Raw genomic sequence first — 25,718 nt, 5'->3', positions numbered from 1 at the left:
AGAACTCTTAAATAAATCTTTAGAGTTCTTTTAGAGAGTTATAATATTTTTGTTAAAAAACTTTTTCTATGTATTTCACATGGCCCAATTGTTTTTAAAGCTTCTACATGCTTAACAGTTCCATACCCAGCATTTTCATCAAAATAATATTCAGGATACTTCTTTGAATATTCTTTCATTAAGTTATCTCTATATACCTTTGCTAAGATCGAAGCTGCAGCAATAGTAGCACTTTTAGCATCACCTTTAATAACATATTTATTCTCTATAGTGATATTTTTTACCAAGTAACCATCAGACAAAACTAAATCTGGTTTTATTTTTAATCCATAGCATGCTTCTAAGAATACATTATTATTACAATAAGCAATTCCTTTACTGTCTATCTCTTCATTTGATGCTTGGGCTATATGATATGCAAGTGCTTTTTCTTTTATTATTTGAGCTAATTCTTCCCTCTTCTTTTCAGAAATCTTTTTAGAGTCATTAAGCCATAAAATTAACTCGTCATCCATTGCATTTAAATCTAAAATTACAGCACAAGACACAATAGGGCCAGCAAGTGGACCTCTTCCCACTTCATCTACCCCCGCAATATATTGATAGTTTCCAAAATTCTTATCAAAAGCATACATTTCTTTAACTCTAGAAATCTCTTTCATAATTTTATCTCTATTCTTTTGAAGAGATTCTCCTAGTTTTACAACATTTTTTCTACTATCAGAAAGAAGTAAGTCAATATATCTTTTAACTAATTCGCTATTATAATCTTCTTCTATATTTATATTAGAAACAATTTTCTTTATCTCATTAAACTTAAGTTGATTAAAATCTACACTATTCATACCCTAATACCTTTCACTATGGACGTTCCAAAGTTATATTTCCAATTTTTCCGCCTCTAAATTCATCTAAAAGAATAACTGCTATTCTCATATAATCAATTTCGTTGCCCTTCATTAAACATCCTCTTTTTCTAGCTATAGCATCCAAAGTATCTAAAGGATTTTCAAAAATCTCATCTATTTTATATCTTTCTTTTAATTTTTCAGGATAATAAGTTTGTAATCTTTCTACAAGCTTATAAGCTAATTCTTCTGAATCCATTACTTCATCCTTAATAGCCCCAGTAAAAGCAAGATTTAATGCTGTTTCTTCATCTTCAAACTTTGGCCATAAAACACCTGGAGTATCAAGCATTTCTACACCTAATGGAGTTTTTATCCATTGCTTATTTTTCGTAACTCCAGCTCTATCTCCTGTTTTAGCTATATTATTCTTAGCCATTTTATTTATAAATGTAGACTTACCGCAGTTAGGAACTCCTACAACCATTACTCTTGTTATTATTTTTACTAAACCTTTTGCCTTTAATCTATCATGCTTTTCTTTTAATAACTCCAGAATTGCAGGCTTAATTGCATTAAGACCACTTCCAGTTAAACAATTAACTTCAAGTACCTTAACATTTTCAGAGGATAAGTGTTTAATCCATTGCTTTGTAACACTCTTTTCTGTTAAATCACTCTTGTTTAATAAAATTATTCTTGGCTTATCTCCCACCAATTTATCTATATCTGGATTTGCTGAACTTCTAGGAATTCTAGCATCCCTTATTTCTATAACAGCATCAACTAACTTTAAATTTTCTTTTATTTCTCTTTGAGTCTTTTTCATATGACCTGGAAACCAATTTATTGCCATATAATTTCCCTCCTTTACGCTAGTTTAATTCTAAATATTAAAAAAGGAGACTTCATAAAAGTCCCCATTTTTATAAAGAAATTATCTAACTAATTCTTTAACCTTAGCAGCCTTACCTACTCTGTCTCTTAAGTAGTATAACTTAGCTCTTCTTACTTTACCTCTTCTAGTAACTTCAATCTTTTCGATGATTGGAGCGTTCATAGGGAAAGTTCTTTCAACACCAGTTCCATAAGCAACTCTTCTTACAGTGAAAGTTTCTCTGATTCCACCGTTTTGCTTCTTAATAACTGTTCCTTCGAAAGCTTGAACTCTTTCTCTGTTACCTTCTTTAATTTTTACGTGAACTCTTACGTTGTCCCCAACGTTGAATTGTGGTAAATCAGTTCTGATTTGTTCTTGCTCTATAGCTCTTAATATTTCGTTCATTGTGCATTCCCTCCTTAAAGATAATTTGACGTTCTTACCGAAGCCTAGTTCAGCAGAGGAGCGCCCGTACTAGCACAAACTATATTCTAGCATACAACTTTATCTAACGCAACATAAATATTATAATCTATCATCCTTTAAAATTTTTATATCCTCTTTAGTAAGTTGGAGATTTTTATAGAGATCTTTTCTTCTTTCTTTTGTTATAAGTAAAGATTGTTTTCTTCTCCACTTTCTTATATTTTCGTGATGACCTGAAAGCAATACCTCAGGTACTCTTTCATCTTCATACACTTCTGGTCTAGTATATTGTGGATATTCTAATAAACCATCAGAATAAGATTCGTCCATAAAACTTTCTTCTTTACCTAAAACACCTGGTATAAGCCTTAAAACAGAATCAATAATAGGAATAGCTGCCATTTCTCCTCCAGTAAGAACAAAATCACCTAAAGATACTTCCATATCAATATGCTTATATGCTCTTTCATCTATACCTTCATAATGACCACATAAGAAAATTAAATTTTCTTCTTTTGAAAGTTCTTGTGCCATTTCTTGATTAAAGGTTTTACCTCTAGGTCCTAGAAAAATTACCTTTCCTGAATTCTTTTCTTTTGCAGCTTTTATAGAATCAATTATTGGTTGAGGTGTCATAACCATTCCTGCACCTCCACCATATGGGTAATCATCAACTTTCTTATGTTTGTTTAAAGAATAATCTCTTATATTATAATACTCTAAATTTACAAGATCTTTTTCCCTTGCTCTTCCTATAATAGAATGATCAAATATGGAAAACATCTCTGGAAAGAGAGTTAAAATACTAATCCTCATCTTGCCATTCTCCTACTGGTCTTATAAGAACTTTCTTTTCATCTATATTAACATCTAACACTATATCTCTTAGAACTGGAATTAATAATTGTTTAGGTTTCTCAATCCAATAAACATCATTATTAGGAGTTTGTAGTACATCGTATATTTTACCTAGATCTTTTCCATTTGTATCATATACTGTACATCCCACTAAATCTACAACATAATAAGTATCCTCTGGAAGTTCAGGCTCTTGATCCCTTAAAACTTGTAGATACTTTTGTTTATACATTTCCGCATCATTCATAGAATCGATTCCCTCTAATTTAAGAATAACTCTATCCTTTTGAAACTTTACTCCTTGGATTTCAACCCACTTATTATCGATTAAAACTTTTCCATATCTTTTAAAATTGTTAACATCATCAGTAAAAGCCATTACCTTTACTTCTCCTTTTATTCCATGAGTATTAACAATTTGACCTACTTTGAAATATTCACTCACACTTGTTCCCTCCTGTGTAAATGTATAAAAAGAGTTAGGGTGTACCTAACTCTTTCATTTAGATTATTTCTACTACTACTCTTTTTTCTTCTTTAATTGCTGCAGCCTTTACTACGGTTCTAATAGCTTTCGCTATTCTTCCTTGTTTCCCAATAACTTTACCCATATCATCTTGAGCAACTTTAAGTTCTAAAATAATTGATTGCTCACCAACTACTTCATTTACTTCAACTTGCTCTGGATGATCAACTAAAGCTTTGGCTAATATTTCAACTAATTCTTTCATATAGTGCCTGTAATTATACTATAACTACAGTGTTCACCTCCAAAAATTACTTGTTAAGGCCTGCTTGGTCGAATAATCTCTTAACTACATCTGTAGGTTGAGCACCATCGTTTAACCATTTAGTAGCTTTTTCTTCATTAATCTTAACTTCAGCTGGTTCAGTTATTGGATTGTAGTATCCAATTTCTTCGATGAATCTACCATCTCTTGGGCTTCTTGAATCAGCAACTACTATTCTGTAGAAAGGAGCCTTCTTAGCACCCATTCTTCTTAGTCTTATCTTTACTGCCATTGTAATTTCACCTCCTTTTAAAATATACTTATATTTCTAACTCATGAAAGGCATTTTTCCAAATAAACCTTTTCTAGATTTCTTTGTTAATGATTTAACCTGTTTCATTTGTTTCTTCATTGCTTCATAGCCTTTAATAAGTTTATTAACTTCTTGAATTGTTGTACCTGCACCTAATGCAACCCTCTTCTTTCTGGAAGATGATCCAATTAAAAGTGAAGGATTTCTTCTTTCCTTTAAAGTCATTGATTGAATAATAGCTTTAGTTTTATCTAATTGCTTTTCACTCTTTTCAAAATCAATTTTTCCAACATTTTGAGACTCCATTCCAGGAATCATCTCCATAATCTTGTTTAAAGGACCAAGCTTCTTCATCTGTTCCATTGCAGTTAAAAAGTCTTCAAAATTCAGTTCATTGGTCATCATCTTCTTAGCTAAGTCACCAGCTTCTTTTTCATCAATAGCCTCTTGTGCCTTTTCTATTAAAGACAATACATCTCCCATCCCCAAAATTCTTGATGCCATTCTCTCTGGATGGAAAACTTCGAAATCGCTCATTTTTTCCCCTACACCAATATACTTAATTGGCTTTTCAGTAATGCTTCTTATTGATAAAGCTGCACCACCTCTTGTATCACCATCTAACTTTGTTAAGATAACTCCTGAAACATCAAGTTCTTTATTAAAACTTTCTGCAACATTAACAGCATCTTGACCAGTCATGGAATCAACAACCAATAGTATTTCGTTAGGCTCAACTGCAGATTTTACATCTTTAAGTTCTTGCATAAGCTCTTCATCAATATGTAATCTACCAGCTGTATCTATAATAATTACATTATTACCATCATTTCTTCCTTGTTTAATTGCTGCCTTAGCAATATCAACAGGTGATACTTTATCTCCCATAGTAAATACAGGAATATCTATTTGTTTACCAACTACTTGTAATTGCTTAATTGCTGCAGGTCTATATATATCACATGCAACTAATAAAGGTTTTTTATTATCCTTCCTTAATTGAAGTGCTAATTTTCCACACATAGTTGTTTTACCAGCACCTTGTAAACCTACTAGCATAATTACAGTTGGTCCATAACTTGAATAATTTAATTTACTCTCACTACCGCCCATAAGATTAGTAAGTTCTTCGTTAACTATTTTTATAACTTGTTGCCCTGGTGTTAAGCTTTCTAGAACGTCGCCTCCAACACACTTAGAACTCACATTAGATACAAAGTTTTTTACAACCTTATAGTTAACATCTGCTTCTAATAAAGCAAGCTTTACCTCTCTCATAGCCTCTTTTATATCTTTTTCATTAAGCTTCCCTTTTCCCCTTAATTTCTTAAAGGTACTTTGAAGTTTTTCTGATAATCCTTCAAAAGCCATATTAAACCTCCTAAATATATTACAACTCTTCTAACTTAAATCTTAATTCTTCAAGTTCTTCATTAGATAAAGAATACTTTTCCTTAAAGTCTTTTAAAAGAACTGTAATCTTTTTTTCACGTTTTATACTCTTTTGAAGTAAGTGAAGCTTACTCTCATATGATAGAAGTAGCTTGTAACATCTTTTAATTAAATCATGGATAGCTTGACGGCTTGTGTTATTTAATTCAGCAATTTCAGCCAAGGATAAATCCTCATTATAATAAAGCTCCATAATGTTACCTTGTTTTTCTGTTAATAATGGACCATAAAAATCCATTAATAAAGAAATTTCAACTCTATCTTCCATATAATCACCTTACCCACAAAAGAGATAATAACAGAATAATTTATAGGTGTCAAGTATTTTTACTTAACACCTTTTGAAATATTAAAATAAAGCTTCTGCAAAAGCTTCTGCATCAAATTCTTGTAAATCCTCTATACCTTCTCCAACTCCAATATACCTAACTGGAATATTTAAGGTTTGTTTAATTGATATTACAACTCCACCCTTTGCAGTACCATCTAACTTTGTAAGTATTATTCCGTCTATAGGACATGCTTCCATAAATTGTTTTGCTTGTATAACAGCATTTTGTCCTGTTGTTCCATCCAATACTAATAAAGTTTCTTTTTTAGCTTCACTATATTCCCTATCAATTATTCTATTTATTTTGGATAATTCATTCATAAGATTCTTTTTATTGTGCAGTCTACCTGCAGTATCACAAATAAGTATATCTGCACTTCTTGATTTTGCAGCAGTTACAGCGTCAAATACTACAGCTGCAGGGTCTGACCCTTCACTTTGCTTAATTATATCAACACCAGCTCTTTGACTCCACACCTCTAACTGGTCAATGGCAGCAGCTCTAAAGGTATCAGCAGCTGCTAGAAGAACTTTTTTACCTTCTGCTTTATTCTTTGCTGCAAGTTTTCCAATAGAAGTTGTTTTACCAACTCCATTAACACCAATAACTAAAAGAACCCTTCTGCCTTCTTTATCTTCCTCTTCTTCAGCTCCTTCCATCATCATCTCTTTAATAACAGATTTTAATGTTGGAATCACTAACTCTGTATCATTTATTTTTTCTTTTCTAATCTTCTCTCTTAGCTTTTCTATGATTTCCATAGTTGTATCCATACCAATATCAGAAGTTATTAAAATTTCTTCTAACTCTTCATACAAATCCTCATCGATTGTTACTGCTAACTTTAAAGCTTCGTTAATCTTATCAGTTAATCCATTTCTTGTTTTTGATAATCCATCCTTAAGTTTGTCAAATAACTTTCCAAACATATTTTTTCCTCCTAGTTCTATTTTGTTAAGTCTACTGATACAACCTTTGATATACCCTTTTCCTCCATTGTAACTCCATACATTACATCACTAGCTTCCATTGTACCTTTTCTGTGAGTAATAACTATAAACTGAGTTCCTTTAGAGAATTCTTTCAAGAATTCAGCATATCTATATACATTAGCATCATCAAGTGCTGCTTCAATTTCATCTAATATACAGAATGGAGTTGGCTTCATCTTTAATATTGCAAACAGTAATGCAATGGCAGATAAAACTTTTTCTCCCCCTGACATAAGATTAATGTTTTGAAGTTTCTTTCCTGGTGGCTCTACATTTATATCTATATTTGCAGTTAATTCATCACCTTCTGCAAGAATAAGTTCTGCGCTACCCCCTTTAAATAATTCTTTAAAAGTTTCATTGAAGTTTTTATTTAACACCTTAAAATTTTCCTTAAATAATTCCTTCATTTTGGTAGTCATTTCATATATTACAGATAAAAGTTCTTCTTTTGATTTTTGTAAATCTTCTTCTTGAGAAGACATGAATTCATACTTTTCTTTAACTTCATCATACTCTTCAATTGCAGCTAAATTAACAGTTCCAAGAGCTGTAATTTTTCTTTTATAGCTATTAATACTTTCTTTTATATCATGGACATTCTCAATATTTACTGCTATTTCTTGTGCTTCAGCTAATGTAAGGTCCAACTCCTCATTTAACTTTGTATAATGATTATCTTTTTCCATTTCATATTTAGCTCTCTGCACTTCTTGCTTGTTTAATTCGCCTTCTTCTTTATTTATTATATCTAAGGTTTCATTTATTAAACTATCTTTAATCTTAAAGTCTTCTTTTAATTTAGCTTTTTCTAATTCCTCTTCTTTAAAACTTTCCTCAAGTTCAACAAGTCTATTCTTCTCTATCTCAATTCTGTCTAATCTTTCATGTATATTATTATTTAAAATTTGAACATTCTCTCTATTGTCTTTATTTTCATCTTCCATGAACTTAGCTTTTGAGATATTCTCATCTATTTCTTTTTCTTTCCTTGATATTTCACTTAACTTACCAGTTAATGCTTCATCTAAAGATGCCTTATTAACCTTAAGTTCTGTAATATATTCTCTTTCTTTATTAAGCTTCTCCCTAGCAATCTTTAATTCATCTTCTAGTGATACAGCTCTTTCTTTATTCCAACTATTTTGTTCTTCTATTTTTTCTAACTCATTAGTTTTTTCATTTAACTTATTCTTTAAGCTTTGTATATCTTCGTCATTTCTTTTAGACTCAAGCTTAGAAACCTCTAAACTATTTTTTAGCTTTTCAGATTCATTTTTCAAAGAAATTATTTCAGATTCATTCTTTGCAACCTCAACATTTTTAGCATGAATTTCATCTCTGTCATTTAATATACTTTCATCCAAATCCGATACTTTCTTTTTAAAACTATTGTACTCATTTAAAGCTTCTTGTAATTTTTGCTTTTTACTTTCTAATAGTTCACCTATCTCTTCAATTTCTCTTTTTCTACCAAGAATATTAGTATGCTTCCCTTGTATACTTCCACCAGTTAAAGCTCCTCCTGGAGATATTAATTCTCCTGATAAAGTTACTATTCTATAACTATTATTACTATTTCTTGATAGTCTTAAGGCTGAATCCATATCACTACATACAATAGTTCTTCCTAAAACATTATTAATAGCTTTAGTATACTTATCATCATATTTTATTATATCTGATGCTATTCCAATAAATCCTTCCATTGAAGTAATTCTAGAATCCAACGACAGCTTGTTTCCTCTTATATTATCTAGAGGTAAAAATGTTGCCCTTCCTATATTATTCTTTTTTAAATAATTAATAAGGTCTTTTGCTACCCTTTCATTCTCAGTAATTACATTGGATATACCAGCACCTAAAGCTATTTCTATAGCTGTTTCATAATCTTTTTCAACAGTAAAAACTTCTCCAAGAACTTTAGTTCCATCTGCTTTTGGTGTTAAGCCCTTCTCTATTCTTTCCATAAGAATTTTTACTGATCTATTATATCCTTCATAATGCTTTTCTAAATTGGATAACATATTTTTATTTGCTTCAAGTTCATTAATATTTTTATTAAAAAGTTTTATCTCATTATCCTTTTTGGTTATTTTAGAATTTAATATTCCTATTTCTTTTCTCTTCTCATATATAGAAGCTTCTAAATTTCCTATTTCACCTTTTATTGTCTCTACTTTATTTTTCAAACTTTCTAAAGTAGCTATATTTATCTTTATATTTCCTTCTAAAGACTGAATAGAAGATTTTAATGTTTGTTCCTTTTCAACCCTTAACTTAATTTCATTATTTATTAATGTAAGAGAGTTTTTAATTTCAGAATTACCTCTTAATAACTCAAATTCATCCTCTTTTAATTTTTTAAGTTCTTCATCCATATTATTAATATTTTTTATGGATTCGCTATTCTTATTTTCTAATAAAGAGATTTCTTCTTCCTTCTCTCTTTGTTCTTCTCTTTTTATTAAAAGTTCCTGTTCAACTCTATCTCTTTCCTCTTTGATAATAGAAATCTTATTCTTATACTCAGCTAAACTTAAAGTATTCTTCTCTATTATAGTTTCAAGATTTTTTATACGCTCTCTAAATACATCTATATCATTTGAGATTTTAGATATACTTTCTTTTTTCTCATAATACTCCGCTTTTTCTTGTATTGTCTTATTTTCTATTTCTTCTATCTTACTCTCTATTTCTTTTAACTTTTCTTTTTCAGTTAATAAAAGATTTTTCTTTTCATCTAATTTATTTCTCTTTTGTATTACTGCTTCACTATACTCTTTTAATGTCTTTTCAATATTATTTATATAGTGAACTAATAAAGATACTTCACTTACTCTTAACGTATCATATAACCCTCTATATTCAATAGCTTTTTCTCTCTCTATTCTTAATGGTTCAATTCTCTCTTCATATGTAGATATAATATCTCTAATTCTCACAAGGTTTTCATCTGTATTAGAAAGCTTCTTTTCAGCCTCTTCTTTTCTAGATTTATACTTTACAATACCAGCTGCTTCCTCTAATAGAGATCTTCTTTCTTCAGGTTTTCCACTAAGAATAGCTTCAATCTTACCTTGTCCTATTAATGAATATCCTTCTTTACCTATACCAGTATCCATAAATAGCTGATTTATATCCTTTAATCTACACTTAGTTCCATTTAAAAGATACTCAGTTTCACCTGATCTGAATATTCTTCTTGAAACAGTAATTTCATTGTAGTCAGAACTTAATGAACCATCTGTGTTATCAAGAGTTAAAGATACTTGTGCTAATCCTACAGGTTTTCTATATTGAGTTCCTGCAAAGATTACGTCCTCCATCTTCCCTCCTCTTAATGTCTTTACACTCTGTTCACCTAAAACCCATCTAACTGAGTCAGAAATGTTACTCTTCCCACTTCCATTTGGTCCAACTACAGCAGTTACACCCTTTTTAAACCTTAATTCTGTTTTGTCTGCAAAAGATTTAAATCCTCTTATTTCTAGCGACTTTAAAAACAATACGCCCACTCCTTACTAGTGAAATATAGCTGGAATTAATCCCAATATAAAAATAATCACCATAAATGTTGCTAATATATATTTCAATTTATCTCTTGTCTTCTTTTTCATAAAAACACTTCCTATCTTCTTTATAAGTTTATCTTAACCTTGTACAAAATTCAATATTTCTTAACTCTTAAGAATAAAATAACCCGAATTATAACTCTTCTTATAATTCAGGCTACCTCTCCATTTATTTAAAAATAATCTGTCCTCTTTCTAATGTGTCATCTGTTTGAACATCTATTTTGAATCCATCAGATAACAACTCTTTAAAATACTTTTTCTTATTTGCATATAACTTACTTAAATCTCTACTATTTAAACAGATTATTCCCTTTTTACTTTCCTTAAACACTTCACGTATCCTATCACTAATGAAACTACCTTCAACTAACTCTCTAAAGGCTGGATGGAATGGACCGTCTACAATATCTTTTCCTTCTGTAATAGTATCTGTAGGCTGAAGTCCTATTCTTATAACTTGAACACCTGCTTCCAAATACATTTTATATAACTTTTTACATATAGAAACCGCTTCATCTAGTGTATAAGGAATATACTCTCCCCTATTATACATGACTGACATTGGAGTATCCTTAATAACAAGAGAAGGATATATTCTACAAATATCAGGCTTCATACTAATAGACCTTTTAACTGTTTCTATATCTTTTTCGAAATTATCTCTAGGTAATCCAGGCATAATTTGATGTCCTAGGGTAAAACCATACTCTTTTATAAGTTTTGATGCATCTTCAACCTGCTTAATTGTATGTCCTCGTCCTGCTCCTATTAAAACATCCCCAACTAATGATTGTACTCCTAATTCAATTATATCTACACTATACTCTTGTAAATAACTCAGTATATAATCATTAATATAGTCTGGTCTAGTTGACATTCTTATCTTATCTATAAGACCTTTATCTTTATATTCTTTTGCAACAGAAAGTAATTCTCTTTGTTTTTCTTCTCTTATTCCTGTGAATGTTCCTCCAAAAAATGAAATTTCTATAGTTGCATCTTTATTATTAATTGTTTGTAAATACTCTTCAACAGTATCATATACCGTTTTTGCTGTAACACTTTCTTTTGAACCAGTTATTCTATCTTGGTTACAAAATACACACTTATGTGGACAACCTTCTTGTGGCACAAACAAAGGTATAATATAATAATTTTTACTCATCAACAACCTCCAGTTTAATTAGTGCTTCTTTTGCTGCATTTTGTTCTGCTTCTTTCTTGCTATATCCTTCGCCACTACCCAATAACTTACCTTCTACATATAAGTTAACAAAAAACTTTCTTCTATGTGGTGGACCCTCATGTTTATAAAGTTCATAATTTATATCAATATCTCCATCCTTCTGTAAGTATTCTTGTAACTTAGTTTTAAAATCTAAGATTATCTTATTATCTATAGCTTTTTTAATAATATCATTAAAATTAGTTAATATAAATTCCTTAGCAACTTCTAATCCTTTATCAATGTAAATAGCTGCAATAATAGCTTCTACTGCATCAGCTTGTATAGATATTCTATCCCTACCACCAGTTAACTCTTCACCCTTGCTCATCATTATAAAATCAGATATTCCTAGCTTTCTTGCTACATTATACAAGGAGTTTTCACAAACAATTAAACTACGTAATCTTGTTAGCTCTCCTTCTAACTTGTTTTTATAATTTGAAAATAAATACTCTGTAATTGTTAACTGCAAAACAGAATCACCTAAGAACTCTAATCTTTCATTATATTGAGATTCCTTAAACTGTTTTGCATATGAGCTATGAGTAAAAGCTGTTTGTATTATTCTTTTATTATTAAAATTTATCTTCAAGTTTTTTTCTACATTACTCAAATTAAAGTTATTCATATATACCCCTCTTCTAAGTTTATTCTTCAATCTTTAGCTTACTAATAAATTCAAGAATAAACTAAAATACAAAATCCCGCGAAAGATGCGGGATTACATTATTCTTCGTGATGAGTTTTTACATAATTCACAACATCTCCAACTGTTTTAAAGTTTTCAACGTCTTCATCTGGAATTTCCATTTCTAGTTCATCTTCTAAAGCCATAATAAGTTCAACAATATCTAACGAATCCGCATTTAAATCGTCTATAAACGATGAATCTAAAGTTATTTCTTCAACATCAATGCTTAATTTATCAGCAATAATTTCTTGTATTTTTTCAAACATTATATTCACCTCCTAAGTCCTTTCATTTAGATGATAGTATATATAATTTTATTCGTCAATATAACTTATAAATAAAATCTAATATTATTTTTCTTTATGAAATTCTTTTTTCATTGTATCAAGAATTCCTCTTTCATTAAATAATATAGTTTGTCTTATAGCATTTTTAAATGCTTTCCCATCAGAACTTCCGTGTGCTTTTATACATATGTTATTAACGCCTAAAAATGGTGCACCACCAACTTCTTTATAATCAAACTTAACCATTAACTTTTTAAACACAGGTTTTAATAATGCTGCTCCTAACTTAGGTATTAAAGGTGCCGAATAAATTTCGTCTTTAATCATTTTTAAAAGAGTGGAAGCAGATCCTTCATACATCTTTAAAACTGTATTTCCAACGAACCCATCAGTGACTAATACATTAACATCTCCTGTCGAAATATCCCTTGGTTCAACATTTCCCACAAAATTAAAGTCTTCTTCCTTTAACAACTGATACGCTGCTTTTGTAAGCTCATTTCCTTTTTCTTCTTCTGCTCCAATATTTACAAGACCAATGCTGGCATTTTTAGTATCAAACATCGCTTCATAATAAATTCTGCCCATCTTTGCAAATTGAGCTAGATATTGAGGCTTACAATCCACATTTGCCCCTACGTCAACAACCATAAAGTTACCATTTCTACCTGGCATTATAGGTGCAAGTGCTGGTCTTTCAACCCCTTTAATTCTTCCTATTATAAATGTACATCCTGCTAAAAAAGCTCCTGTGCTTCCACCAGAAATAATAGCATCACATTCTCCTTCCTTAACTAAATGTAAGGCCTTTACAATACTAGAATCTTTTTTCTTTCTAACTGCCATTACAGGATGTTCATTAGTAGATATTACTTCAGTAGCATCAATTATTTTTACTCTATCCTTTGGATAATCATACTTTTTAAGTTCTTCTGCCATGATATTTTCAGGTCCAGTTATATACATCTCTACACCATCAAATTCTTTTAGTGCTTGAACAACACCCTCAACAACAGCTTGCGGTGCATGATCTCCTCCCATACCGTCTATAGCTATCTTCATATTATTATCTCCTTTTTTATCTGAATATAAAGAAAAGAAAGTCTAATGACTTTCTTTATTCTTCAGTAACTACTACTTCTTTACCCTTATAGTAACCACAGTTCTTACATACTCTGTGAGCAAGTTTCATTTCGTGACATTGTGGACACTCTACGATCCCTGGTAAGCTTGCCTTAAAAGTTTGAGCTCTTCTTGAATCTCTCTTTGCTCTATATGTCTTTCTAGCTGGATTTCCCATTGTTACACCTCCTTATTATCTAACAACGCCTTTAAGCCTGCCAATCTAAGATCTACATCTTCATTGTTACAGTTGCATGCTTCTTTATTAAGGTTAGCACCACAACTTTGGCATAGGCCTTTGCAATTTTTGCTGCAAAGTCTCTTAATAGGTAAGGTTGATATTATTGAATTTTCAACAATTTCTGTGATATCTAATGCATCACCTTTTACAAAAACAACATTTTCATCTTTACAATGTTCGCTGTTATTTGTAAACCTTTCTTCTATATCAATATCTATTGGATAGATAAAGGTATCTAGGCATCTAGAACATTTTAATTCTAAATCTACTTTAATATGAGCTTTAATCGTTATTATATCATTATCAGATGTCACTTCACCTTTAACATCTACTTCGCTTAAAGGTTTAATATAATCCCCTTCGAAATAGAATGGTTCAGTTACCACCTTATAAGTAATATCTTTTTTTCTTTCTTTTCTAGAAATAAGATCTAAAAACTGTATCTCCATAAAAACGACTCTTTTTGAGCCTTTTCACTCCTTAGCTAAAATATTTACTGAATAAACACAATTTATTATATAAACTGCATGGTTAAAAGTCAAGGGATTAATTTAACAATTCTACTGTTTCTTCTGCTATCATTAATTCTTCATTAGTTGGAACAACATAAATTTTTACTTTTGATGTATCTTTAGACACTTCTTTAAGCTCTCCACGAACTTTATTCTTATCTTTATCTATTTCAATACCAAGGAATTCAAGTCCTTCAACACATCCTTCTCTTGTTTCAATAGCATTTTCTCCTACACCAGCTGTAAATACTATTACATCTACTCCTCCCATTGCTGCCGCATAAGCACCAATTTGACATCTAACCTTATAATGATATAAATCTAAAGCTAATTTAGCTCTTTCATTATTTTCTTCATAAGCTGCTGATCTTATATCTCTAAAATCAGAACTTACTCCTGATACCCCTAATATTCCTGACTTTTTATTTAAAATATCATTAACTTCTTCTACAGAGTAACCTAACTCTTGTATTAGATAAATAACAATTGCTGGGTCTATACTTCCCGATCTAGTTCCCATAACAATTCCATCTAATGGAGTAAATCCCATAGTAGTATCTATAGCTTTTCCATTCTTAACTGCTGTTAAACTTCCTCCATTACCTAGATGGCATGTTATGATTTTTAAATCCTTTATATCCTTGCCCATAGCTTCTGCTACCTTATTAGATACATATTTGTGACTTGTTCCATGGAATCCATATTTTCTTATTCCATGCTTTTCGTACATTTCATATGGCAAAGCATACATATACGCTTCTTTTGGCATTGTACCATGGAATGCTGTATCAAAAACAACAGCCATAGGTGTATTAGCCATAAGTTTCTTACAAGCTTCTATTCCGATTATATTAGGTCTATTATGAAGAGGTGCAAGTTTTACACATTCTTCTAAATAATTCATAACTTCATCATTAACAAGTACTGATTGCGAATACTTTTCTCCACCATGAACAACTCTATGACCTACTGCATCAATTTCGCTCATATCCTTTATTATTCCATGCTCTTTATCTATTAAAGCATCTAATACATGCTTTATAGCATCCTCATGATTAACCATTTTTTCCTCAACCACGTATTTTTCTTTACCGCTTATCTTTTGAGTTAAAATTGAACCATTAATTCCTATTCTTTCTACTAACCCTTGTGCAAGCACCTCTTCATTTTCCATATTTATTAACTGATATTTTAATGATGAGCTACCACAATTGATAACAAGTACCTTCATTATTAGAGACACTCCTTTTTAGCTTTATTATTTACTACTTTGAGCTTGAACAGCTGTGATTGCAACAACCTTTACTATGTCTTCTGAGCTACATCCTCTTGATAAGTCATTAATTGGCTTAGCAAAGCCTTGACATATTGGTCCAATTGCTTCTGCTTTAGCAAATCTTTGTACTAATTTATATCCTATATTTCCTGCTTGTAAATCTGGGAATACTAATACATTTGCTTTTCCTGCAACCTTGCTATTAGGAGCCTTTTGACTAGCTACTGACTCAACTATTGCTGCATCTAATTGCATTTCTCCATCTATTAATAAGTCTGGTCTTAATTCTTTTGCTTTTTCTGTAGCAGTTCTAACCTTTGATACTAACTCATGGTCAGCACTTCCCATAGTTGAAAATGAAAGCATTGCAACTCTAGGTTCAACCTTACATAAGTTTTTAGCTGTTTCTGCAGTAGCAATTGCTATAGCAGCTAATTGATCTTCATTAGGATTTGGGTTAACTGCACAGTCAGAGAATAGAAGCATTCCTTCTTCTCCGTATACAGAATCCGGTACCATCATTATAAAGAAGCTAGATACAACTGAAACTCCTGGAGCTGTCTTTATTATTTGTAAACCTGGCCTTAAAAGATCTCCTGTTGTGTGAACAGCACCTGATACCATACCATCTGCATCACCAAGCTTTACCATCATTGTCCCAAAATATAACGGGTCTCTAACTATTTTCTCAGCTTTACTCATAGTCATACCCTTATTTTTTCTTAATTCATAGAATGCTTCTATATACTTGCTTAAGTTTTCTGATGTCTCAGGATCTATAATCTCTACTCCTGTTAAATCAACTTTTAAAGCAGTAGCCTTGTTTAATATCTCTTCTTTATTTCCTACTAAAATAGGATGTGCATATCCTTGCTTATATATTTCTTCCGTAGCTACTATTGTTCTTTCTTCGTTTCCTTCTGGAAGTACAATTCTTTTTTTATCTGCTTTTGCTACTTCCAATATTTTATTCATCAGTTTCATGTTCATTTCTCCTTTCAAAGACACGTTGTCTCTTCATCTTATACTATACTCCTACAACACATACTATTTCAACCTTAAAATCCCCTATTTGCCAAAGTCTTTAGATTAAAAATTATCTTAATTATCAGAAAAATTCTCTCTATTTTATGTTGTGACCTAAATGGATATATTTTATGTTATAATATCTCTATATTTTCAGTATAGGAGGAAAGCTATGAATATAACTGGCTTAATAACTGAATATAATCCATTTCATCTTGGTCATCTTTATCATCTACAAAAAGCAAAGATGGATACAAATTGTGATGGTGTAATATGTATAATGAGTGGTAACTTCATGCAAAGAGGAATCCCAGCTATAATTGATAAGTGGGAAAGAGCTAATATAGCAGTAGCTAATGGCGTTGATTTAGTAATAGAACTGCCTTTAGTATACTCTATATCTTCAGCTGAAGGTTTTGCTTACGGAGCATGTAGTATACTAAACTCTACAGGAGTAGTAAACTCTATTTACTTTGGAAGTGAGTCTGGTAATATTGAAGAACTGAAAAGAATCTCACAGGTATTAATAACAGAACCTGAGGACTTTAAATTAAATCTAAAACTTCAACTTGATAAAGGTGCACCATTTCATACAGCAAGAAAAATTGCTTTAAAGAATTCTCTTCATGATATTTGTTGCGAAGAAATTATTGGTAGCTCTAATAACATTCTTGCTATTGAATATATAAAATCTTTATCAAAATTAAATAGTTCCATTATTCCATATACATTAAAAAGGCAAGGAGCAAATTATAACGATTCAGAACTTAACAATATTTTTTCTTCTGCCACTTCAATTAGAAACGCTTTAAAAAATAGTGGTAGTTTAAAAGAAATTGAAAATGCTGTTTCCAAAGAAACTTTCACCTATTTAAAAAAGTTGAAAGAGGAAAAATATAATTTTGTCTTTAACGATGATATGTTTCAATTTGTAAAATATAAAATTTTAACTTCAGGAGAAACTCTTAATAGGGTTTATGATGTAAAAGAAGGTTTAGATAATAAGATAATAAAAGAAATAACTAACTCTAAAAGCATAGATGAGTTAATTTTAAATATTAAGAGCAAACGATATACATATACAAGAATAAGCAGAATTCTAACATCATTCTTTTTAGGATTAGAAAAATATGATATTAAAAAACTTGTTCATAAAACACCTAATTACATTAGACCTCTTGCTTTTAATGAAACTGGAAGTAAAATACTTAAGGAAATAAAAAAGAAAGGTAATATAGAAATATTAACAAAGTTGCCCCAAAAGCTTAATGATGAATACTTAGAAATTGATTTACTAGGAACTAAAGCTTATTCTATCCTTAATTCTTCTATTTTACCTTATGATGATTATTTAAAAAGTCCAACATTTTTTAGGAAAAAATAATATTGTAAAGCCATAGGAAATATAAATACTATATAGATTGGAGTGATTTCATGTTAAGTATTATTTTCTTATGGCTTTTAATTATTCTATTAATTCAAATTTTATTTAAATTGATAAATATAAAAAAGAACTATATTATATCTTTTTTAATAAGCATACTTATAATTTTATTTTTTGTTAATTTAAAAGTATCTATGGCATCTGCAATTGAAGGATGCAAACTATGGTTTAAAGCAATGGTTCCAACGTTATTTCCTTTTTTAGTAATCTGTAATTTATTAATATCTTATGATGGTATTTCCTTATACTCAAAAATATTAGGACCTTTTTTATGTAAACCACTAGGTTTATCAAAAGTATGCTCTTTCCCATTAACTGCTAGTTTTTTATGCGGATACCCTCTAGGAGCAAAGTATTGTACTGATATTTATGATCTAGGTTATATAAATAAAAAAGAATATTTCAGACTACTTAATATAGCTTCTAACTGCGGTCCTTTATTTATTGTAGGTTCAGTTTGTACTGCAATGCTAGGAAATGCAAGATTTGGGTACTTACTATTAATAGCAAACTATATTTCTTTAATCCTTATAGGACTATTTACAAGAAAGAATAAAGAAATATGCAATAATAATTCATCTAACTTATCAAGTCCAAAAATCAATTTTGGTCAAGCCTTTAAGAACGCAATAGATAATGCAATTTCTACTACCATACAAGTTGGTGGATTTATAGTCATCTTTTCAGTAATTATCGGCATAATAAAAAATAATGCTAATATAAGCATTATTTTTAATAATTTAGAATCATTTTTAAGTTTACCTAAAGACTCTATATATGCACTTTTTCTTGGCAGTATTGAAATCACTAACGGTTGTAATATAATAGCCAATTCAACATTAACAATACCATTAAAACTAAGTATAATAAGCTTCTTATGTTCTTTTTCCGGGCTATCAATAATAGCTCAAGTAAATTCTTTTATTAGCAAGCATAATGTACCTATGTTTAGATATACTTTACTCAAGCTAATCCAAGGAATCTTAAGCTTTATAATAACCTTTATAGTTGCAAAGTTATTTGTAGGTAGTATAGCAACCTCTACTATAGTAACTCCTGCAACTCCTTATATAACAACATTTATGTATTTTATACCTTTCATAATAATTTTAGGTATATATGCAATAGGGAAAACCTTTAAAAAATTACTTTTTCATATCTCGTAGTTCTTTAATATTATCTTTAATGGTAGAGCTTATACCAGTGAAATTCTTATCTACATCACTAGCAACTTCTTCAAAGCTTGCTTGTAAGGCTTTTATAAGCTCTGCCTTCTTTACTTCTAATTCTCTATCAAGATCCGTTAATATTTCATCAGAATAGTCTCTTGACCCTAATCTTATGGCTTTTGCATCTCTTTGAGCAGCTGACACTATTTCTTGCGCTCTAATTTTAGCTTCTTTTACAACATCATGATTTTCAACATTTTGTCTCATCATTTCCATTGTTTCTTTTTTTACTGAATCATACTCTTTTTTAGCTTCTGATAAAATTCTTTCTCTTTCATTCATAACCCATTGTGCCTTTTTAAATTGATCTGGTAGATAGTTTATTATCTGATCTATTACATCAAGCACTTCTTTCCTATCAACCATTGTTTTCCCACTTATAGGCACCTTCGGAGAATTCTCAATTAAATCCTGAAGATATTCTAATAATTCTACGATATTAACATCCACGTTCTTATCCACAATACCACCCAACCTATTCCTTTATTTTTTTTATAATATCTGGAATTATATCACTAGGAACTAATCCTTCTACACATCCACCAAATTTAGCGACTTGTTTAACAGCAGATGAACTTAAATACGAATATTGAGCAGAAGTCATCATAAATAAAGTTTCCACTTCTGGATCTAACTTATTGTTCATCAATGCCATTTGAAACTCATATTCAAAATCTGAAAAAGCCCTTAACCCCTTTAAAATTACATTTGCATCATACTTTTTCATAAAATCTATCAATAAGCCATGAAAACTTACCACTTCAACATTAGGTAAATCTTTTGTCACTCTTTTTATTAACTCAACTCTCTCATCTATATTAAATAATCCCTTTTTATCTACATTAACCAGTACCCCAACAATAAGCTTATCAAAGGTCTTTGATCCTCTTGTTATAATATCTAAATGTCCATTTGTTATTGGGTCAAAGCTTCCTGGATAAACAGCTATCTTCATTTTCTTCCCCCTAATATTTATAGAAACATACTGTAGTGTTTCCATATTTCTTATTTCTACTAAACTTTATATCTTTATAACCTTCATATATCTCTTCTACAGAATCTATCTTTGTAACTATTATTCCGTCCTCTACTAACATATCATTTTCTTCTATTAGTTTGATAGCTTCTGGAATCATTTCCCTACAATATGGAGGATCTATAAATATTAAATCAAATTTCTTACCTTTCTTCGCTAATAATCTTAACGCATCATAAGAATCCATATTCATAGGATTACAAAATTCCTCAAATTTTAGATTTTTAACATTTTCCTTTAACAAAGGAAAAGTTGTGGAACTCTTATCTACCAGGTATACTTCCTTAGCCCCTCTGCTTGCAGCTTCTAAACCTAAGCTACCAGTCCCTGCAAAAACATCTACAACTACAGCATTAGGAATATATCCTTGAATCATGCTAAACATTGCCTCTTTAACTCTATCTAAAGTTGGTCTTGTTTCTAAGGTTGCTGGAGGAATTAACTTACGTCCTTTTGCTTTTCCTGCTATAATTCTCACTTCTTTTCTCCTCCTCGAAGTTTTATCACTAACATTTTATCATATTAGATAAATATATACAATTTATTAGTTAAAACATATATATTTGCTACTTTTTTCTAATCCTTGCTTAACTTCATATACTAGACGTTTATCATTCAAATCTTCAGACTCTAGCATTTTATTAGCTTCTCCCCTTGCACATTTTAAAATATTAATATCTTCATATATATCTGCTAACACTAGTCCTTCATCTCCACTTTGTCTCATGCCAAATACTTCACCAGTTCCTCTAAGCTTCATATCTTGCTCTGAAATGAAGAATCCATCTGTAGACTCTGTCATTATACTCATTCTTTTCTTAGTTATATTGCTCTTTGCATTAGCTATTAAAACACAATAAGATTCATATTGCCCTCTCCCTACTCTTCCTCTTAGTTGATGAAGCTGAGCTAATCCAAATCTTTCTGCATTTTCAATAATCATAACTGACGCATTAGGCACATTTACCCCTACTTCTATAACTGTAGTTGAAATTAAAACCTTAGTTTTATTTTCTTTAAATCTTGTTATTATCTCATCTTTTTCAGAAGGTTTCATTTTACCATGTAGAATTTCAACTTCAATATCATTAAATATTCCTTCTTTAAGTTTCTTATATATACTTTCTACAGAGTTTAACTTTTCCTTTTCATCCTCTTCTATTAATGGACAAACAATATAAACTTGTCTTCCCTTTTTAATTTCTCCAAGAGCTAATTCATATGCACTATTTCTTGATGATTCATTAAAGAATCTTGTATCAATTTTCTTTCTTCCTGGTGGAAGTTCGTCTATTGCAGAAACATCTAAATCTGAATATAGATATAGTGCTAATGTTCTCGGAATAGGTGTAGCAGTCATTACTAATACATCTGCCCTTGCTCCCTTATTTATAAGCTTGCTTCTTTGTTCTACTCCAAATCTGTGTTGTTCATCAGTTATAACAAGCCCAAGTTTATTAAAGTTAACATCCTCCTGAATTAGAGCATGTGTTCCTATCACAACTAAAGGTGCACCATCTGCAATTCTTTCCTTTATTCTTTTCTTTTCCTTAGCAGTTGTACTACCTGTAAGTAGTTCAATTTCCACTCCAAATTGTGATAATAACTTTTTAGCTTCTTCATAATGCTGATTTGCTAAAATTTCAGTAGGAACCATAAAAGCTGATTTATATCCATTTGTGTATGCATTATATATTGCTATTAATGCTACTACAGTCTTACCACTTCCTACGTCTCCCTGAACTAATCTATTCATAGGATAATTACTTTTTTGATCTCTTAATATTTCTCTTACAACCCTTGCTTGTGCGCCAGTCAATTGGTACGGAAGAGCTTCCCTAAGCTCTCCCATTCTTTCATTGTCCCAAGGAATACTAATACCTTTATTATTTTGTTTGATTTTTCTTTTTAATAAAAGTAACTTCATTGAATAAGTAAATAGCTCTTGAAACTTTAATCTTGTTATTGCCTTATCTAACATTTCTTTATCTTTAGGAAAATGAATTTCTCTTATAGCTTTATCTAATGAAATCATGCCATACCTTTCACACATTTCTTTTGGTAAGTTTTCTGTTATCTTTATTGAGTCAAGAACCAAACTAATAAGCTTTGTTATAAGTTTATCTGTTAAATCTCCCTTTAAGGGATATTTAGGTATTATTTCACTTTTCAGAGCATCTTCGCACCCTACTAATGGATTAACTATCTCTAAAGTCTTACCAACCCTTTTAAACTTACCTATCAAATTATATGTAACACCAATTCTATAATTATTTTTTATATAGGGTTGATTAAACCACTTACCATCTACCCTATGCCCATTATAATCAAATTCTATTGTTGTTATAGTTTTTCCTGTTCTAGTTCTAACATCTCTTTTAAAGGCAACTACTTTGCAACTTAGTATTTGCTTTTCTTCCCCATCAATCTCTTCAAAAGGTATGTTTCCATTAACAAATTCATAATCTCTTGGAAAATATAACAATAAATCAAGAATATTAAATATAGATACTTTATTAAGTTTTTCTAATACCTTAGGTCCTACTCCTTTTAAGGTAGATACTGAACTATATATATCCATTCTTTTTACTCCTTATATAACAAAAAGCACCCAAGGTGCTTTTTGAAAGAAATTTATTCTACTGATATAAAGAAATAATAAAGTGGTTGATCTCCCTTATAACATTGAACATCACACTCATCATACTTCTCTTCTAGTTTAGAAATAAAATCATTTACTTCATCTTCATTTACATCTTCACCATAGAAAACAGTTATAAGTTCGCTATCTTCATCAACCATGTTTTCAATAACTTTTTCAGCTACTTCATAGGTATCTGCTCCAACTTCCTTAATCTTACCTTCGATTAATCCAAGTTTGTTACCTGCTTCTACCTTTTGGTTGCTTCCTTCTAATTCAGTATCTCTTACAGCGTAAGTTACTGAACCAGTTTTAACAGACTTCATTAATTCCTTTAATTCTTCTTCATTTTCATCAACTTCTGCTTCTTGGTTAAACATAGTTACACAAGTAATACCTTGTGGTATTGAAGTTGTTGGAATCACTCTAACATCCTTCTCTGATATTTCTGAAGCTTGGTTTGCTGCCATAACAATATTCTTATTGTTTGGTAGTATAAAAATATGTTCAGCATTTAGTTTGTTTACACATTCTAGTATATCTTGAGTTGATGGATTCATAGTCTGACCACCTTCAATTACATAGTCAACTCCTAAATCCTTAAAGATATTTGATATACCTTCTCCCATAGCTACAGTAACAAATGCATATTTTTTAGCTTCTGCAGCTACTTCTTCATGTGCTTCTACTTCAGCATTAGCATATTCTTCTTCGCTCATAAGAAGTTCTCTGTGTTCTTCTCTCATATTATCTATTTTAATCTTAGATAATTCTCCTAACTTTACTGCTTTTGCTAATACATCTCCAGGATCATTTGTATGGATATGAACCTTAATTACATCATCATAACCAACAACTATCATTGAATCCCCTAATGGTTCAATTTCATCTTGGAAAGCTTTTGCATTGCTTGCATCACCTAAAATTATAAATTCAGTACAATATCCAAATTTAATGTCAGCTTCTGCAGTAGATTTTGCACCAACTGCTCCACCTTCACTTACCTTTATATCCTTAACTTCTGCTTGAATTCCTTCTTTTAATGCAGCTGTCATACCTGAAAGAATTATGTATAATCCCATTCCTCCTGAATCAACTACCTTAGCTTTCTTTAAAGCTGGTAATAAATCTGGTGTCTTATCAAGCATTATTTTTGCTGCTTTTGTAGCTTCATCCATTAAATCTGCAACATCTGTCGCTTCAATTTCAATAGCTGCTTCTGCTGTTGCTCTTATTACTGATAGGATAGTACCTTCTGTTGGTCTCATTACAGCCTTATATGCTGAATTTGAGCCTTCTTTTAAAGCCACAGCAATTTGAGCAGCATCAGCCTCTTCTAAACCTTCTAATCCCTTTGATATACCTCTTAATATTTGAGAAAGGATAACTCCAGAGTTACCTCTTGCTCCCATTAAAGCACCTTTAGCTAGCTTTTTAGAAACTTCTCCAATTGAATTTGAGTTTATATTTTCAATTTCTTTAACTGCTGCCTTGAATGTCATAGACATATTAGTTCCTGTATCTCCATCTGGAACAGGGAAAACATTTAAAGAATTTACAAAATCGCTCTCCTCAGCCAATCTATTACTAGCATTCACGACCATGTTATAAAAATCACGGCCATTTATTGATTTATATTCCATCAGATTACCTCCTAGACTCTTACCGCTTGAACATTAACTGTTATAGAAGAAACCTTTAATCCTGTAAAGTTTTCTACATTGTAACGTACCTTTTGTACTATATTGTTTGCAATAACGGAAATTTTAGTTCCGTATTCCACCATAACAAATAATTCTATATTTAACTTCTCATCTTCTGTAAGAGTTAACTTTACTCCCTTGCTTAAATTTTCAACTCTCATTAGTTCCCAAAAACCTTCAGTAGCGTTCTTAGATACCATTCCAACAACACCATAGCATTCCATAGTTGATAAACCAACTATTTTTGCTAAAACCTCATCAGAGTAATGTATATATCCATTTTCTTTAGAAAATCCAACCATTACAATTCCTCCTCATACTATCCTTAACTTCTATTTTATCTTAGAAATATATTTTATTCAAGAATTATCTACCATAATAGATATCTCGTCTCAATTTATTTTATATTTTACTTGCAAATATTATACTAGGTGTGGTAAAATCGTATTTGTCCTATTGAAGAGAACTTTATCTTCACTATATAAGGAGGTGTTTTCAAGTGGCAAGAAGATGCGAAGTATGTAATAAAGGTGTTGTTTCTGGAGTACAGTACAGCCATTCACATCGTCAATCAAAGAGAACTTGGGCTCCTAACATAAAGAGAGTAAAGGCTTTAGTTAACGGAACACCAAAGACAGTTCACGTATGTACAAGATGCCTTAGATCTGGTAAGGTTCAAAGAGCAATATAAGTTCAAATAGAAAAATGCAATGCTTAAGCAATGCATTTTTTTATGCTTTAAAAAGCCGAAAGTTTATAGCTTCCGGCTTTTTCTATTTTTCTATTCATTTTAAAGTTATGTATTATTTTTTTCTTCTAAAGAACCTTATAAAACTCGAAATGAATCTTGGTAATTTTATAGCTACTATCTT

The 25,718-nt window shown here is 30.6% G+C and carries 29 protein-coding genes; 3 read left to right on the top strand and 26 right to left on the bottom strand.

Going from position 1 to position 25,718, the window contains the following annotated elements; all coding sequences use genetic code 11:
* Positions 1-38 precede the first annotated feature (38 nt).
* From G594_RS0104730 to pta, 20 genes are all read right to left on the bottom strand, one after another.
* Positions 39-845, bottom strand: a complete 807-nt coding sequence (locus tag G594_RS0104730) for a ribonuclease HII (protein WP_027097524.1) — start codon at positions 843-845, stop codon at positions 39-41.
* Between the two features lie 16 nt (positions 846-861).
* Entirely contained in the window at positions 862-1,704 is an 843-nt protein-coding gene (gene ylqF / locus G594_RS0104725; protein WP_027097523.1) for a ribosome biogenesis GTPase YlqF, read from the bottom strand.
* Positions 1,705-1,785: 81 nt separating this feature from the next.
* Complete coding sequence (rplS, locus tag G594_RS0104720) at positions 1,786-2,133, bottom strand: 50S ribosomal protein L19 (RefSeq protein ID WP_027097522.1); 348 nt, start codon at positions 2,131-2,133, stop codon at positions 1,786-1,788.
* Between the two features lie 120 nt (positions 2,134-2,253).
* Positions 2,254-2,970, bottom strand: a complete 717-nt coding sequence (trmD, locus tag G594_RS0104715; RefSeq protein WP_027097521.1) for a tRNA (guanosine(37)-N1)-methyltransferase TrmD — start codon at positions 2,968-2,970, stop codon at positions 2,254-2,256.
* Complete coding sequence (gene rimM / locus G594_RS0104710) at positions 2,960-3,457, bottom strand: ribosome maturation factor RimM (RefSeq protein WP_027097520.1); 498 nt, start codon at positions 3,455-3,457, stop codon at positions 2,960-2,962. Before rimM ends, trmD begins: the two co-directional genes overlap by 11 nt.
* A gap of 58 nt (positions 3,458-3,515) precedes the next feature.
* Entirely contained in the window at positions 3,516-3,743 is a 228-nt protein-coding gene (locus G594_RS0104705; protein WP_027097519.1) for a KH domain-containing protein, read from the bottom strand.
* Positions 3,744-3,789: 46 nt separating this feature from the next.
* Positions 3,790-4,035, bottom strand: coding sequence for a 30S ribosomal protein S16 (rpsP, locus tag G594_RS0104700; protein WP_027097518.1), 246 nt, complete (start codon positions 4,033-4,035; stop codon positions 3,790-3,792).
* 36 nt (positions 4,036-4,071) lie between these two features.
* On the bottom strand, positions 4,072-5,427 hold the full coding sequence (ffh, locus tag G594_RS0104695) for a signal recognition particle protein (RefSeq protein WP_027097517.1): 1,356 nt from the start codon (positions 5,425-5,427) through the stop codon (positions 4,072-4,074).
* Positions 5,428-5,446: 19 nt separating this feature from the next.
* Positions 5,447-5,776, bottom strand: coding sequence for a putative DNA-binding protein (locus G594_RS0104690; protein WP_027097516.1), 330 nt, complete (start codon positions 5,774-5,776; stop codon positions 5,447-5,449).
* Between the two features lie 81 nt (positions 5,777-5,857).
* Positions 5,858-6,769 (bottom strand): signal recognition particle-docking protein FtsY, encoded by a 912-nt coding sequence (ftsY, locus tag G594_RS0104685; RefSeq protein WP_027097515.1) that lies wholly within the window; start codon positions 6,767-6,769, stop codon positions 5,858-5,860.
* A 17-nt stretch (positions 6,770-6,786) separates the two neighbouring features.
* Positions 6,787-10,341 carry a chromosome segregation protein SMC gene (gene smc / locus G594_RS0104680; RefSeq protein ID WP_027097514.1) on the bottom strand — a complete coding sequence of 1,185 codons (3,555 nt, stop codon included), beginning with the start codon at positions 10,339-10,341 and terminating at the stop codon, positions 6,787-6,789.
* Between the two features lie 15 nt (positions 10,342-10,356).
* Positions 10,357-10,452, bottom strand: coding sequence for a DUF4044 domain-containing protein (locus G594_RS20440; protein ID WP_195259236.1), 96 nt, complete (start codon positions 10,450-10,452; stop codon positions 10,357-10,359).
* 124 nt (positions 10,453-10,576) lie between these two features.
* Positions 10,577-11,575: an elongator complex protein 3 gene (locus G594_RS0104670; protein ID WP_027097513.1), complete on the bottom strand. Its 999-nt coding sequence runs from the start codon at positions 11,573-11,575 to the stop codon at positions 10,577-10,579.
* Complete coding sequence (rnc, locus tag G594_RS0104665; protein ID WP_027097512.1) at positions 11,568-12,266, bottom strand: ribonuclease III; 699 nt, start codon at positions 12,264-12,266, stop codon at positions 11,568-11,570. Before rnc ends, G594_RS0104670 begins: the two co-directional genes overlap by 8 nt.
* 98 nt (positions 12,267-12,364) lie before the next feature.
* Entirely contained in the window at positions 12,365-12,595 is a 231-nt protein-coding gene (gene acpP, locus G594_RS0104660; protein WP_027097511.1) for an acyl carrier protein, read from the bottom strand.
* Positions 12,596-12,679: 84 nt separating this feature from the next.
* On the bottom strand, positions 12,680-13,678 hold the full coding sequence (gene plsX / locus G594_RS0104655) for a phosphate acyltransferase PlsX (protein ID WP_027097510.1): 999 nt from the start codon (positions 13,676-13,678) through the stop codon (positions 12,680-12,682).
* Between the two features lie 55 nt (positions 13,679-13,733).
* The gene (rpmF, locus tag G594_RS0104650; protein ID WP_027097509.1) at positions 13,734-13,916 is read right to left on the bottom strand and encodes a 50S ribosomal protein L32; all 183 of its coding nucleotides are present in this window, start codon (positions 13,914-13,916) and stop codon (positions 13,734-13,736) included.
* 2 nt (positions 13,917-13,918) lie between these two features.
* A complete protein-coding gene (locus tag G594_RS0104645; protein WP_027097508.1) occupies positions 13,919-14,428 on the bottom strand; it encodes a YceD family protein in 510 nt (169 codons plus the stop codon).
* Between the two features lie 97 nt (positions 14,429-14,525).
* Positions 14,526-15,722, bottom strand: a complete 1,197-nt coding sequence (locus tag G594_RS0104640) for an acetate/propionate family kinase (RefSeq protein WP_027097507.1) — start codon at positions 15,720-15,722, stop codon at positions 14,526-14,528.
* A 27-nt stretch (positions 15,723-15,749) separates the two neighbouring features.
* A complete protein-coding gene (gene pta, locus G594_RS0104635; protein ID WP_027097506.1) occupies positions 15,750-16,751 on the bottom strand; it encodes a phosphate acetyltransferase in 1,002 nt (333 codons plus the stop codon).
* A 214-nt stretch (positions 16,752-16,965) separates the two neighbouring features.
* Between pta and G594_RS0104630 the strand changes: the two genes are divergently transcribed.
* Positions 16,966-18,177 carry a nucleotidyltransferase gene (locus tag G594_RS0104630; RefSeq protein WP_027097505.1) on the top strand — a complete coding sequence of 404 codons (1,212 nt, stop codon included), beginning with the start codon at positions 16,966-16,968 and terminating at the stop codon, positions 18,175-18,177.
* 50 nt (positions 18,178-18,227) lie between these two features.
* Entirely contained in the window at positions 18,228-19,403 is a 1,176-nt protein-coding gene (ylbJ, locus tag G594_RS0104625) for a sporulation integral membrane protein YlbJ (protein WP_027097504.1), read from the top strand.
* Here ylbJ and G594_RS0104620 read toward each other — a convergent pair.
* The 6 genes from G594_RS0104620 to G594_RS0104595 form a co-directional block, all read right to left on the bottom strand.
* Positions 19,383-19,928 carry a hypothetical protein gene (locus tag G594_RS0104620; RefSeq protein WP_027097503.1) on the bottom strand — a complete coding sequence of 182 codons (546 nt, stop codon included), beginning with the start codon at positions 19,926-19,928 and terminating at the stop codon, positions 19,383-19,385. The genes ylbJ and G594_RS0104620 overlap by 21 nt on opposite strands.
* 13 nt (positions 19,929-19,941) lie before the next feature.
* Positions 19,942-20,421, bottom strand: a complete 480-nt coding sequence (gene coaD, locus G594_RS0104615; RefSeq protein ID WP_027097502.1) for a pantetheine-phosphate adenylyltransferase — start codon at positions 20,419-20,421, stop codon at positions 19,942-19,944.
* Between the two features lie 10 nt (positions 20,422-20,431).
* Positions 20,432-20,980, bottom strand: a complete 549-nt coding sequence (gene rsmD, locus G594_RS0104610; RefSeq protein WP_027097501.1) for a 16S rRNA (guanine(966)-N(2))-methyltransferase RsmD — start codon at positions 20,978-20,980, stop codon at positions 20,432-20,434.
* Between the two features lie 66 nt (positions 20,981-21,046).
* Entirely contained in the window at positions 21,047-23,083 is a 2,037-nt protein-coding gene (gene recG / locus G594_RS0104605; protein ID WP_027097500.1) for an ATP-dependent DNA helicase RecG, read from the bottom strand.
* Positions 23,084-23,136: 53 nt separating this feature from the next.
* A complete protein-coding gene (locus G594_RS0104600; protein WP_027097499.1) occupies positions 23,137-24,786 on the bottom strand; it encodes a DAK2 domain-containing protein in 1,650 nt (549 codons plus the stop codon).
* An 11-nt stretch (positions 24,787-24,797) separates the two neighbouring features.
* Entirely contained in the window at positions 24,798-25,148 is a 351-nt protein-coding gene (locus tag G594_RS0104595) for an Asp23/Gls24 family envelope stress response protein (protein WP_027097498.1), read from the bottom strand.
* Between the two features lie 197 nt (positions 25,149-25,345).
* On the opposite strand from G594_RS0104595, the gene rpmB reads away from it, so the two are divergent.
* The gene (gene rpmB, locus G594_RS0104590) at positions 25,346-25,537 is read left to right on the top strand and encodes a 50S ribosomal protein L28 (protein ID WP_027097497.1); all 192 of its coding nucleotides are present in this window, start codon (positions 25,346-25,348) and stop codon (positions 25,535-25,537) included.
* Positions 25,538-25,718 lie beyond the last annotated feature (181 nt).

Origin of the sequence: Clostridium paraputrificum AGR2156 (genome assembly GCF_000424025.1) — a bacterium.
Classification (GTDB): Bacteria; Bacillota; Clostridia; order Clostridiales; family Clostridiaceae; genus Clostridium; species Clostridium paraputrificum.
Note: the sequence above shows the minus strand (reverse complement) of the source record. Positions and strands in the feature narration are given on the sequence as shown.